The organism is Peptostreptococcus porci (genome assembly GCF_009695815.1).
In the GTDB taxonomy this organism is placed as follows: Bacteria; Bacillota; Clostridia; order Peptostreptococcales; family Peptostreptococcaceae; genus Peptostreptococcus; species Peptostreptococcus porci.
This window is the reverse complement of record NZ_VUNE01000002.1, coordinates 272,165-285,280: the sequence shown is the minus strand read 5'-3', so window position 1 is coordinate 285,280 and position 13,116 is coordinate 272,165. Positions and strand designations below refer to the sequence as shown.

General features: G+C 33.5%; 12 protein-coding genes. All 12 read left to right on the top strand.

The window, feature by feature from the left end; genetic code table 11:
• Positions 1-41: 41 nt before the first annotated feature.
• The 12 genes from pstC to rho all read left to right on the top strand — a co-directional run bounded on the left by pstC (position 42) and on the right by rho (position 13,056).
• Complete coding sequence (gene pstC, locus FYJ71_RS05370) at positions 42-893, top strand: phosphate ABC transporter permease subunit PstC (protein ID WP_154537790.1); 852 nt, start codon at positions 42-44, stop codon at positions 891-893.
• Positions 890-1,771 carry a phosphate ABC transporter permease PstA gene (gene pstA, locus FYJ71_RS05365; RefSeq protein ID WP_235899075.1) on the top strand — a complete coding sequence of 294 codons (882 nt, stop codon included), beginning with the start codon at positions 890-892 and terminating at the stop codon, positions 1,769-1,771. Before pstC ends, pstA begins: the two co-directional genes overlap by 4 nt.
• A gap of 166 nt (positions 1,772-1,937) precedes the next feature.
• Entirely contained in the window at positions 1,938-2,699 is a 762-nt protein-coding gene (gene pstB, locus FYJ71_RS05360; RefSeq protein WP_328597749.1) for a phosphate ABC transporter ATP-binding protein PstB, read from the top strand.
• A gap of 251 nt (positions 2,700-2,950) precedes the next feature.
• Positions 2,951-3,652, top strand: a complete 702-nt coding sequence (locus tag FYJ71_RS05355) for a response regulator transcription factor (RefSeq protein ID WP_154537788.1) — start codon at positions 2,951-2,953, stop codon at positions 3,650-3,652.
• 18 nt (positions 3,653-3,670) lie between these two features.
• Complete coding sequence (locus FYJ71_RS05350) at positions 3,671-5,407, top strand: sensor histidine kinase (protein WP_154537787.1); 1,737 nt, start codon at positions 3,671-3,673, stop codon at positions 5,405-5,407.
• A 160-nt stretch (positions 5,408-5,567) separates the two neighbouring features.
• Positions 5,568-7,184 carry a putative polysaccharide biosynthesis protein gene (locus tag FYJ71_RS05345; RefSeq protein WP_154537786.1) on the top strand — a complete coding sequence of 539 codons (1,617 nt, stop codon included), beginning with the start codon at positions 5,568-5,570 and terminating at the stop codon, positions 7,182-7,184.
• A gap of 133 nt (positions 7,185-7,317) precedes the next feature.
• Complete coding sequence (yabN, locus tag FYJ71_RS05340) at positions 7,318-8,757, top strand: bifunctional methyltransferase/pyrophosphohydrolase YabN (protein ID WP_154537785.1); 1,440 nt, start codon at positions 7,318-7,320, stop codon at positions 8,755-8,757.
• A gap of 182 nt (positions 8,758-8,939) precedes the next feature.
• On the top strand, positions 8,940-9,218 hold the full coding sequence (locus tag FYJ71_RS05335; RefSeq protein ID WP_091992807.1) for an HU family DNA-binding protein: 279 nt from the start codon (positions 8,940-8,942) through the stop codon (positions 9,216-9,218).
• Positions 9,219-9,297: 79 nt separating this feature from the next.
• A complete protein-coding gene (locus FYJ71_RS05330; RefSeq protein ID WP_154537784.1) occupies positions 9,298-9,537 on the top strand; it encodes an RNA-binding S4 domain-containing protein in 240 nt (79 codons plus the stop codon).
• Complete coding sequence (locus tag FYJ71_RS05325; protein WP_154537783.1) at positions 9,537-10,451, top strand: Ppx/GppA phosphatase family protein; 915 nt, start codon at positions 9,537-9,539, stop codon at positions 10,449-10,451. The genes FYJ71_RS05330 and FYJ71_RS05325 overlap by 1 nt, the downstream gene beginning before the upstream one ends.
• 48 nt (positions 10,452-10,499) lie before the next feature.
• Positions 10,500-11,384, top strand: a complete 885-nt coding sequence (galU, locus tag FYJ71_RS05320) for a UTP--glucose-1-phosphate uridylyltransferase GalU (protein ID WP_154537782.1) — start codon at positions 10,500-10,502, stop codon at positions 11,382-11,384.
• Between the two features lie 151 nt (positions 11,385-11,535).
• Positions 11,536-13,056, top strand: coding sequence for a transcription termination factor Rho (rho, locus tag FYJ71_RS05315; RefSeq protein ID WP_154537781.1), 1,521 nt, complete (start codon positions 11,536-11,538; stop codon positions 13,054-13,056).
• Positions 13,057-13,116 lie beyond the last annotated feature (60 nt).

The following is a 13,116-nucleotide window of genomic DNA, read 5'->3' as shown; positions in this document are numbered from 1 at the left end:
GTGTAGAAATAATTTTTAGTTAAAAATTTAGGGAGAAAAAAATGAAGCTATATGAAAAGTTGATGAAGAATATATTTGTGATTTCATCAATAGTGAGCATAATGTCAATCATAGTAATAGCTACATTCATTATAAAAGGTGGGTTTCCGTTTATAGCGGAGTACGGACTATTGAAGTTCTTGTTGGGAAAAGAATGGTTCCCAACAAACTCACCTAGTGAGTTTGGGCTATTACCAATGATACTCGGTTCGGTATATATAACAGTCGGTGCTTTGGTTTTGGCAGTACCGATTGGAGTATTGACAGCTATATATCTAGCAAAATTTTGTGATAGGAAATATTACAGATTTTTAAAATCTTTAGTTCAATTAATGGCAGGAATACCATCAATAGTGTATGGATTCTTTGCTTTAAATATGATAGCACCTCTGATTAGGAATATACAAGGCGATGGTTTGAGTGTTCTGACTTCATCGATACTTTTGGCAATAATGATTTTGCCGACAATAATAGTTTTGTCTGAATCGAGTATTAACTCTGTTCCACAATCATACTATGAGGGGAGTAGGGCACTGGGTGCAAATGATGAAGAAAGTGTTTTTAAGGCAGTAGTACCTGCTGCTAGAAGCGGGGTATTTGCATCAATAATTTTGGCTTTGGGTAGGGCTATTGGTGAAACAATGGCTGTGTTAAGAGTTTGTGGTAATCAAGTTAGAATACCTGACTCTATGTTTGACGGTGTAAGAACATTGACGACAAATATAGTGATGGAGATGTCATATGCTCAAGGAACACATAGAGAATCCTTGATAGCGACATCATTAGTTTTGTTTGTGATTATATTAGTAGTTAATTCGGCGTTTGTCGTGATTAAAGGGAGGAAAGTAAGTTGATTTTAGCTAATGAAATAGAGGCGACAGTCAGTCTTGAAGGATATGACTCGTTGTTTCATACGAAGAAGAAAAAAAGAAATTTTTTAAAGCCAATAGTCAATATTTCTGCATTTGCTTGTTTTTCGATTTTTTTGTTTATTATTGGTTATATATTAATGAGGGGGATTCCCAATTTAACCTCCGAGCTGTTCGAATGGAAATATACTAGTACAAATGTTTCTATGATGCCGGCTATTATAACGACATTATATGTTGTGTTTTTGTCGATTATTATTGCCGCTCCAATTGGAATATTTACAGCCATTTATCTTGTGGAGTATCTTGATACAAATTCAAAATTTACGAGGATAATTAGGCTGACATCAGATACATTATCTGGTATTCCTTCAATAATCTATGGGTTATTTGGTATGCTGTTTTTTGTTCATTTTCTTGGACTAAATAATAGCGTGATTTCAGGGGTACTTACTTGTGTTATTATGATACTTCCAGTTATGATTAGATCTAGTGAAGAGGCTTTGATGAGCGTAAAAGATATTTATAGATATGGATCAGTGGCTTTGGGTGCTGGAAAAGTTGCCACAGTATTCAAGGTTGTACTTCCAATGGCGTTTCCTGGCATTATTTCAGGCATAATACTTTCGATTGGTAGAGTTGTTGGAGAATCTGCTGCTTTGATTTATACATTGGGAACAAGTAGCAAACTACCCGAAACGATATTTAACTCAGGTAGAACTCTTTCTGTACATATGTATATGCTATCAGGAGAGGGGAGATTTATTGAACAGGCGTTTGCAACGGCTGTTATGCTGGTATTACTGGTGATCCTTTTGAATACAGTGAGTGAATTAGTAGTTAGAAAATTTCTAACCAAATAAACAGTATCTTAATGTAAATGAACAGTATATTAATGCTAATAAACAGTAGCTTAACACAAATAAATATTAGATTAATTCAAATAAACATTAAATCTATATAAATGAGCAACAGATAAATACAAATAAATTGCGAAACAATATTTTACTAATTTAAAGAGGAGATAAGATTTTGAACGATAAAAAATTCAGTATAAAGAATCTAGATTTGTTTTACGGTAAGACCCACGCATTAAAAGACGTCAATCTGGATATTTATGAAAAGGAAATAACTGCGTTTATCGGACCTTCTGGTTGTGGAAAATCAACATTATTAAAAAGTCTAAACAGAATGAATGATTTGATTTCTGAATGTAGAATTGAAGGAGTGATAAAGGTTGATGATATAGATATTTACGACGAAAAAATAGACGTAAATAACCTTAGAAAAAAAGTCGGAATGGTATTTCAACAGCCTAGTCCTTTTGCGATGAGTATTTATGATAATATCGCCTATGGACCGAGAATACATGGTATCAAAAACAAGAAAGAGTTGGATGAAATAGTTGAAGCTTCATTAAAAAGTGCAGCCGTTTGGGAAGAATTAAAGGATAAACTAAATACTTCTGCACAGAGCTTGTCTGGTGGTCAACAGCAACGCCTTTGCATTGCGAGGGCTTTGGCTGTAAATCCTGAGGTTATTTTGATGGATGAACCAACCTCGGCACTAGATCCTATTTCAACTGCCAAAATTGAGGCGCTTTGTTTGAAATTAAAGGGAAAATACACAATTATTATGGTTACGCATAATATGCAGCAAGCCAATAGAATTTCTGACAGAACAGCCTTTTTGCTAAATGGAGAAGTTGTTGAATATGACGATACCAGAAAAATTTTCGATAGACCTGAGGATATAAGAACGAGAAACTATATCACGGGAAGGTTTGGTTAAAATTGTTAATATAATTTTTTCTAATTGATGATATAATGAATAAAGGGATTATATTAAAATTAAAATTACAGGATAAGAAAATAATAATATATAAAATGTAGAAAAGTATGTAAATAAAACATATAAATAAAATATATAAATAAAATATATAAATAAAATATATAAATAAAATATATAAATATAAGTAATCCCTTAGTGTGACTGTGACAGTTATTGCGAGGGGATTTTTTCTTGATTGGAGGAAGATTAGATTGATATTTTGTGTTGAAGACGAAAAAAGTATTAGAGATCTGATTGTATATGCATTGAAAGCACAGGGGTTTGAGGTAGTTGGATTTGAAAATGGTGAGGAAATGTTGATGCAAATTGAAAACTATAATCCGGAGCTTTTTCTTCTAGATATTATGCTACCGGGCATAGATGGTATTGAAATCATGAAGTCAATCAGAGAAAATCCCAAGACTGAGGGTATTCCGGTGATTATGCTTACAGCAAAAAGTGATGAATTTGACAAAATCCTTGGATTGGATTCTGGTGCTGATGATTATATCACAAAGCCATTTTCGGTGCTGGAATTGATTGCAAGAGTAAAGGCCGCAATAAGAAGAAGTAATAGGAGAAATGATAGCGATGGCAATAGATTAGAGCTTATAAAAATTGATAATCTGTCACTGGATGTTTCTTCAAGGGAAGTAAAGGTCAATGGTCAGACGGTTGAGTTGACATTTAAGGAATTTGAGTTGCTAAAAAAACTGATTGAGAATAAAGGGATTGTACTTTCTAGAGAAATGCTATTAGATGAAATATGGGGCTTTGAATACGGTGGAGAAACAAGGACAGTCGACGTACATATAGCGTCTATAAGAAATAAAATTGGAGATATGTCATCATGTATACAAACTGTTCGAAATGTTGGGTACAAATTTGGCGATAAAAACTCTAAAAAAGGCTAGATATAAAGGGTAATTATTATGAAAAGCAAGATACTAAGTAATACGATTTTTATCATTTTTATCGCTATAATTGTAAGTTTGGGAGTCTTTAGTTTTTTTCAGCATGGTAAAAACTCTGAGCAAGCCTCTAAGGATATCAACAGACTTCTGACAATATTAGTTGATGAGTCAGGTGGAAAAAGTGATGAAGTGATTTTAGAAAAAATTAAATATATTAGCAAAATCGACAACAGATATAGATATACATTGATAAAAAAAGATGGTGTCGTAATATACGATTCCAATATTTCTCCATCAAAAATGGACAATCATCTCACTAGGGAAGAAATTACTCAATTGAAGAACAAAAAAATAGGGAGAGCAAAGAGGTATTCAAAATCACTGGGTGAAGAATATCAATACATGGCAGTATATATCAATGATAATCTGATGCTTAGAATATCCGTAGAACTGAACTCACCTGTAAGCATGGTGTTGAGTGCACTTACAATCGTATTTATTATTACTATTATTGCAACTTGCATATCGTTCTTATTTATATCTAGGCTATTGGATAGTAGCTTTGAAAGAGTTGAGGCTGTGGCGAAGAGAATGAATGTAAAGACGATGGATAACGGCGGTTTATTTGATGAGGACGAAGAGAAATATGATGAAGAAAAATACGATGAAGAAATAAGACCTCTGATAAACATTATCAGAAACCAAAATCAAGAGATATCATTTCATATAAAGATGTTAAAGGATAAAATAATCGAGATGAATGAGATTTTGAACAATATGAAAGAGGGGCTTGTCATTTTGGATGAATCCGATAGAATTGTTTCTACAAATGAATCCGCAATTAAATTGTTGAAAATTGGGGAACTGAAAGGCGTGGAAGGAAGAAAAATTCTAGATGTTTTTTATGACGAAAGGTTGGAAAAAATGCTTTGTGAAGAGCATAGAATTTCAATTATTAATACTGAATCAGATGTGTATTTGAAGATGTATATTTCAAACGTGAATGATTCTGAGGGGATAAATAGAGGAAAGATAGTTTTTATAGAAGATGTAAGCATGACCTACTTGGATGAAAAATACAGAAGAGAGTTTTCAACGAATGTTTCACATGAATTAAAAACACCTTTGACGAGTATAAATGGCTATGCTGAGATGATTTACCTAGGTTTGGCGAGTGATGAAGACATTAAATCATTTTCAAAAATCATATATAATCAGGGAAATAGATTGTTGAATATGATTGATGATATTATTAAATTATCAAAAATGGACGAGGATTATAAGCCTTACAAGGAAAAAACAAAGGTAAACCTAAATGAAACGATAGATAGAATTGTTGATATGTTGATACCTCAAGCCAACGACAAAAAAGTCAATATTGAATATTCGTTTGATGAAGTGATTATTGTTGATGGAATGAAGATACTGATTGATGAAATCATGCAAAATATTTTGTCAAATGCTATTAAATACAACGTCGTTGGTGGAAGTATTAATATAGAGATGGCAAGAAAAGAAAAAATGGTTGAGATATGTGTCAAAGATACTGGGGTTGGGATAGATAAAGAAGATCTCAGTAGAATTTTTGAAAGATTTTACAAGGTGGATAAGGCGAGAACTAAAAGAGATTCTTCATCTACAGGGCTGGGATTAGCCATAGTCAAGCACGCTTCAGAGATGATGGGAGCAAAGGTGAACGTAGATAGTGAAAAGAATGTAGGTACAAAGGTGGTAATAGATATTCCCATAGAATAAAGACGTAGAGAAAAAAGTAAGTAAAGAAATTGCGAAAAACATAAATAAAAAAACAGAGAAAAACAAAGATAAAGAAATAAAGAAAAACGTAAATAAAAAAATAAAAGACTCCACTTTGTGATATAATATCATATATAAGTTTGGTGTTTTGGAGGAAGATATGGAATTTAAGAATAAAAAAAATACATTTCTGATGGGTACCTTGATTTTGGGTGCTGCAGGTGTATTGATAAAAATACTAGGTGCTGCCTTTAGAATTCCCCTTGCGTACTTAATCAGCGAAGAGGGAATGGGTTATTATCAGACAGCATATCCAGTGTATGCATTATTTTTGACGCTTGCGACTGCTGGATTTCCTACTGCGATTGCAAAGTTGGTATCTGAACAGGTTGCCATCGGAAACCATAAGGGCGCTAATGAGATATTTAAAATTACGCATATTATGCTTTTTGCGACTGGAGTTGTGATGTTTACGATTCTTTTTGCTGGATCTAACCAGATAGTTACTTCCGTTCAGCATAATCCGAACGCGTTGACAGCAATGAGAGCAATTGCACCTGCGTTGCTAATCGTACCGTCAATGTCGGCATATAGAGGATATTATCAGGGGTATCAGCAGATGTCAAGAATTGCGGCATCTCAAATCGTTGAACAAGTATTCAGAGTTGTATTTGGTTTGGCATTGGCTTTTGTTTTTATGAAGAGCTTGGGACCTAAATTTGGTGCTGCCGGCGGTATTTCAGGTGCAACAATCGGTGCATTCGCTTCATTTATGTTTTTGGTATTCATTTATTTAAAGGATTCAAAAAACAGAAAAGTATTGATTGAAAATAGCACAGGATACATTAAACAAACTACAGGAGAAATAGTGGGCAAGATTATTTCGGTGGTAATACCAATAAGTATTGGTGCTTGTATAATGCCTTTGGTAAATGTTGTAGATACAGTTATAGTGATTTCTAGGTTGGAAACTGCAGGGTTTACGACTGATGCGGCAAATGGAATGTTTGGACAATTGACAGGAATGGCAATGCCTTTGATAGCGATGCCAATGATTTTTACAACTGCAATTGGAATGAGTCTGGTTCCAGCCATATCTGAGGCATTTGCGTTAAAGAAGTACGATGAGGCTAGAAAGAATGCAAAAATGGCTTTTAAAATTACAATGTTATTAGTTTTGCCTTGTTCATTTGGTTTGGCTTCATTATCAGTTCCTATCTCGATGCTGTTATTTCCAAAACAGCCACCTATGGTAGTCGGCTTACTGTTGTTTGTTATGGCTCCTGCTTGTGTATTCTTGGGATTATTATACACGTTTAACGGGATATTGCAAGGCGTAGGCAAGCCATATGTACCAGTTTATGCACTGCTTAGTGGTATTGCAGCAAAGATAGTCATTAGCTATGTTTGTACAGCAATTCCATCAATTAATATTCTAGGATCAGCTTTTGGTACTATAATGTCGTATATTATTGCTGCTATAATCGAGTACACATATATAAAGAGATTTTTGAAGATAGAATTTGACCTGATGAACTATTTTGTAAAGCCTTTGATAACGGTAATTGTCATGTTTGTGGCTGCGAAATACTCTTATGTTGGATTCAATTTGATTCTTGGAGTAAAATTATCGACACTTTTGGCAATTATTGTAGGTGGTATTGTTTATATTGTAGTTCTACTGGGAATTGGTGGAATTACAAAAGACGAAATACTTGCAATGCCAAAAGGTAGAAGTGTTTTGAATAAATTGATGAAGATAAAATTGGTCAGATAATTGTATAGATAATAATTGACTGTATAGAGATTTGTTAAATTTGGTGGCTGCAAAACGTAATTGTGGTCATCAAATTTATTTTTTTATTTGAATGACATAAATTTTTTAAGCAATGTGAATATTGGAGGGGAAAATGGGCATTAAGATAATCGGACTAGGTCCTGGTGACAAGTCCCAAATCAGCTATGGTGCTATTGATGCACTAAAATCTGGAAATAAAATTTATTTGAGAACTGAAAATCATCCTGTGGTAAATGATTTAGATATATGTTATGAGAGCTTTGACTATCTTTACGAAAGATCAGATAAATTTGAGAACGTCTATGAGGAAATAGCAAAGAAAATTGTTGAAATTGGTAAAAATGAAGATATAGTGTACGCAGTTCCAGGACATCCTAGGGTGGCTGAAACATCCGTTACATTTATTGAAAAATTGTCAAAAGAAGAAGGTGTGTCAGTAGAAGTGATTGCCTCAATGAGTTTTGTCGATGCAATGTACGCATTTTTGGGTTTTGATCCATCAGAGGGATTTAGGCTGTTGGACTCCTTTTCTATCAGAAAAAAAGATTTGGATACAGACGTAAACATTATTATCACACAGGTATATGATAGATTTATTGCATCAAACATAAAAATTGAGCTGATGAACTATTACGCTGATGATCAAGATGTTTGGATTGTTAGGGCTGCTGGTGTAAGGGGAATGGAGTTTAAGGATAAAATCAAACTGTACGAACTCGATAGGCAGGAAATGGTATTTGATCATTTGACAAGCATATTTATTCCAAAAGGCGGAGAGAAGAATTTCAAGGATATTATGGACTTGGTTGAAGTGGCGAGAGTATTGAGAAGTGATAATGGGTGTGAATGGGATAAAAAACAGACTCACAAGACTCTTACAAAGTATTTGATTGAAGAGTGCTATGAACTAATAGATGCGATAGAAAATGATGATATAGATGGAATTGTGGAAGAATTAGGGGATCTTCAATATCACATTGTGCTTCATTCTCAAATTGGGTATGATACAGGCTATTTTGATTATGACGAGGTTTGCAATTCATCTGTTGAAAAAATGGTGTCCAGACATCCTCATGTTTTTGGAGATGAAGAATATAAGGAAGGTAGCTGGAATATAAACAAGATGAATGAAAAGGGAGAGACCAAAGTATCTGAGGGCATGAGAAGAATACCTAATCATCTTCCAGCTTTGATGAAGGCTATAAAGGTTCAAAATAAAGCCTCAGATGCTGGATTCGATTGGAAAGAAATAGACAGTGTATTTGAAAAAGTACGTGAGGAGTACGAAGAGTTTATCGAAGAATATAATAGGTGTGATTATGAAAAGATGACAGAGGAGTTTGGAGATCTTATTTTTTCTATTGTTAAGCTTGGAAGATTTCTGAATATAGATCCTGAGCATGCCCTTTGTATGACGATAAATAAATTTGTGAATAGATTTGAGTTTGTAGAGGATTCACTGATAAATAATGGATTAAAAATTGATAAAACAAATCTGGAAACACTTGAAAAGTTGTGGGAGGAGTCCAAAAAACGCATAAAAAATACATAAATATATAAAATTGTTAATTGAATTGTAAAAAAATAACATATTTTTAAGTGTATTTAGCACTTATTGTTGCTAAATGGGGATTCTTATTGTATAATAGTGTTGTCAACAAGAAAATATGTCTATAGGAAGATGTATATTTTTAGTTAATTAAATTGAAGAAAATTAATCAGGAGGTAATGATTGTGAACAAGGCAGAATTAGTTGCAAAAATTGCAGAAAAGAGTAACTTAACAAAAAAAGAAAGTGAATTAGCTTTGAACGCTTTTATGAAAGTTGTTGAAGAAACTCTAGTTGCTGGAGATAAAGTTCAGCTAGTAGGATTTGGAACATTCGAAACTAGAGAAAGAGCTGCTAGATCTGGTAGAAATCCTAGAAAGCCAGAAGAAGTAATTGAAATACCAGCTTCTAAGGCACCTGTATTTAAGGCAGGAAAAGGTCTTAAAGAACTAGTTAATAAATAAGTTATATAAAATGGTATTGGCAATGACTTTTGTCAATACCATTTTTGGTTATAAATAAACGAAGGTTGTGGAGGTGCTTATGAGACTAGATAAATATTTGAAGGTTTCTAGGATAATTAAGAGAAGAACCGTTGCCAAGGAAGCTTGCGAGAAAGGCTTGGTAGAAATCAATGGTAAGGTTGGAAAATCATCTTCAGAAGTAAAGATAGGAGATATTATCGAAATTACATTTGGTGAAAAAAAAGTAAAATATAGAATTACTGAAATCAGAGAGCATGTGTTAAAAGATCAAGCAAAAGAGCTTTATGAGGTTTTGTGATGAGGTATGGTATAATAGACATAGGAACAAATTCGATGAGACTTTTGCTTGCACAGTACAATGATGGTGTCTTTGAATACAGAGAAAAAATAATTGATACAACAAGGCTAGGCGAGGGTGTGGATTCTGAAGGCATGATATCAAAGGAATCAATTTCTAGAAATATTGATTCACTGCAAAAGCTCAAAAAAATAGCTGTTGACTACGGTTGTGATGGAATTCATTGTATTGGAACTGCAGCATTAAGGAATGCAAGAAATGGGTTGGACTTTGTCGAATTGGCGAAAAAGGATACAGGCTTGGATGTTGAGATAATTTCAGGTGATAGAGAAGCCCTACTTGGTTATTTGGGTGTAATTGGTGGTCTAAATTCTATAGAGGACTATTTTCTTGTAATAGATATAGGCGGTGGATCAACTGAGTTTATTGTTGGAAATAGTGAAGAAATTCTGTTTAAAGAAAGTGTCGATATAGGTGCATTGAAATTAACTGAAAAGTTTATAACATCCATACCAGAGACAGATGAAACGATTAGGGAGCTAAGGAAATATATTAATATCGAAATAAGGAATGTAATATCAAAAATTTTATCATTAGGAATACCAATGAAATTAATTGGCATTGGTGGAACCATCACATCAGTTTCTGCTATAAATCAAAAATTAGAAAACTATTCAATGGAAAAAATTCATTTGAGTGAAGTAACAATCGATGATATAAAATCACAAGTACAGGAAATAAGAACGATGACTAGTGATGATAGGGAAAATATCAAGGGTTTACAGAGGAAGCGTTCCAAAATAATATTAGCCGGAGAGTATATATTGATAGAAATAATGGACTTGCTTCAAAAAAATAAAATAATTGTGAGTGAATATGACAACTTAGAAGGGTATATACTGTTTAGTAAGTAAACACTTGAAAATATAATTATATAAGTAATTGAACGGGAGATGAATATATTGAAAAACAAAGTAAGAAAAGCTGTAATTCCAGCCGCAGGGCTTGGCACTAGATTTTTACCAGCAACAAAGGCTCAGCCTAAGGAAATGTTGCCGATAGTTGATAAACCGACTCTTCAGTATATAATAGAGGAAGCAGTTGCATCAGGCGTTGAAGAGATATTAATAATAACTGGCAGAAATAAAAAATCTATTGAAGATCACTTTGATAAATCTGTTGAGCTTGAATTAGAATTGGAAAATAAGGGGAAACATGATTTATTAGAAACAGTTAGAGGAATTTCCAATATGGTAAATATCCACTACATTAGACAAAAAGAACCAAGAGGTCTTGGCGATGCAATTTATTGTGCAAGATATTTTATAGGTGACGAGCCTTTTGCTGTTATGTTGGGAGATGACATTGTTGACAATGGAAATGGAACTCCTTGTCTAAAGCAGTTAATCGATGTTTATGAAAAATATCAGACCACAATATTAGGTGTTCAGGAAATTGATAAAAAAGATACTGATAAATATGGAATAATTGATGGTAAAAAGACGGAAAATGACGTTTATAAGGTTGATGCATTAGTCGAAAAACCTAGTACAGAATCTGCACCATCAAATGTGGCTATTTTGGGTAGGTATATAATAACTCCAGATATATTTGATATCCTGGGAGATTTGCCTCCTGGAAAAAATGATGAAATACAGTTGACAGATGCATTGGAGAAGCTTATAAAAGATGATGGAATGTATGCATACACATTTGAAGGGAAAAGATACGATCTTGGAGATAAGCTTGGATTCTTAAAAGCAACAGTTGACTTTGCACTAAAGAGGGACGATTTAAGAGAGCCTTTCTTGAATTATCTTGAAAATGTGTGTAAAAATAATGGGTAAATTGGAGAATTAATATGTCTAATACGAAGAAGAGAAAGAATACACTAGGAAAAATTGTTGCAATATTTATTGCCTTGTTGTTTGCATTATCAAGCATAGCATCGACTATATATGTTTTGATGAATAATTAGTAATAGAAAGAAGGTAAACGATGATTGATATAGATCTTGTTAGAAAAGAGCTCAACAAGTCTAATATATTAGAGCTGAGAGTAGCCTCAAAAAACATTGGGATGAAATCGGTGACAACTTATAAAAAACACGATTTGGTTGAAAAGATTTTGGAAAACTTGGAAGCAAATCCGAGTAATGCTAAGTTAATAGCTAGTGAACTGGATATTAATCTAGAATTGAACGACAAGAGCTTTGAACAAAAAAATGTAGATCAAAATGTAGCGCAAAAAGTAGAAAATCAAAAAGCAGAAGAACAAAAAATAGTAGAACAAAGGACTACTGAGACTACACCGAAAAAAGACTACAGCACATACTATAAAAGCGATGTTCAATTGACTCTGGATAAGAATATAGATGGTACACCTAGAGTTATACCTGAGATGAATGATGGGAATAAAGTCGAAGGTGTTCTTGAAATATTGCCGGAAGGATTTGGTTTTTTGAGAGGAAGCAATTATCTTTCTACAGAGAATGATATTTATGTTTCTCCAAATCAGATTAGAAGATTCGGTTTGAAGACAGGTGATTATGTTGTAGGCGTTACAAAGCCGGAAAATCCATCTGAAAAATTTAGAGGATTGATGTTTGTGTACAGTATAAATGATGAAAATCCTCTTATGGGTAAAAGAAGAACACCATTTGAGCAGCTAGTTCCGATTTATCCAGATGTAAAACTGAAGCTTGAAACTACATATGACAATCTTTCTACGAGAATAATAGATTTGTTTTCTCCAATAGGTATGGGTCAAAGAGGTCTTATCGTAGCTCCGCCAAAGGTTGGTAAGACAGTTTTGCTAAAGAAAATTGCAAATAGCCTGACTGAAAATTATCCTGATATAACTTTGATAGTTCTGCTGATTGACGAACGTCCTGAAGAAGTTACTGATATGAAGGAATCAATTGACGGAGAAGTTATTTATTCTACGTTTGATCAGGTTGCATCTCACCATGTAAAGGTTGCAGAAATGGTTTTGAATAGAGCGCAGAGATTGGTTGAACATGGAAAAGATGTAGTAATTTTACTTGACAGTATCACTAGATTGGCTAGAGCGTACAACTTGACTATTTCTCCAACTGGAAGAACACTGTCTGGTGGTATAGATCCTGGAGCGTTGCATGGTCCGAAAAAATTCTTTGGAGCAGCTAGAAATATTAGAAAAGGTGGATCGCTTACTATTCTTGGAACTGCGTTGGTCGATACAGGATCGAGAATGGATGATGTAATATTTGAAGAATTCAAAGGTACTGGAAACATGGAGCTACATTTGGATAAGGGTATGGCTGAGAAAAGAATATTTCCGGCTATTGACGTGTATAAATCTGGTACTAGAAGAGAAGATTTATTGCTTTCTTCTGATGAAATGGATGCTTTATACAAGTTTAGACGTTCATTTACTGCTGGAGAAAACCAAATTGCGTCGGATAAAATAATAGAAGAGATGAAAAAAACAAAATCCAATAGAGAATTTCTAGATTTAATTAAAAAAATAAGCTTTTAGCGATTGTTAATACTTGAAATAGAATCCTTAATATGATATAATAAGGAAGTTGAATTTAGA

Coding starts and splice junctions, on each gene's coding strand:
- FYJ71_RS05345 (WP_154537786.1), top strand. CDS start 5,568: ATGGAATTTAAGAATAAAAAAAATACATTTCTGATGGGTACCTTGATT.
- FYJ71_RS05330 (WP_154537784.1), top strand. CDS start 9,298: ATGAGACTAGATAAATATTTGAAGGTTTCTAGGATAATTAAGAGAAGA.
- pstC (WP_154537790.1), top strand. CDS start 42: ATGAAGCTATATGAAAAGTTGATGAAGAATATATTTGTGATTTCATCA.
- rho (WP_154537781.1), top strand. CDS start 11,536: ATGATTGATATAGATCTTGTTAGAAAAGAGCTCAACAAGTCTAATATA.
- yabN (WP_154537785.1), top strand. CDS start 7,318: ATGGGCATTAAGATAATCGGACTAGGTCCTGGTGACAAGTCCCAAATC.
- FYJ71_RS05325 (WP_154537783.1), top strand. CDS start 9,537: ATGAGGTATGGTATAATAGACATAGGAACAAATTCGATGAGACTTTTG.
- FYJ71_RS05350 (WP_154537787.1), top strand. CDS start 3,671: ATGAAAAGCAAGATACTAAGTAATACGATTTTTATCATTTTTATCGCT.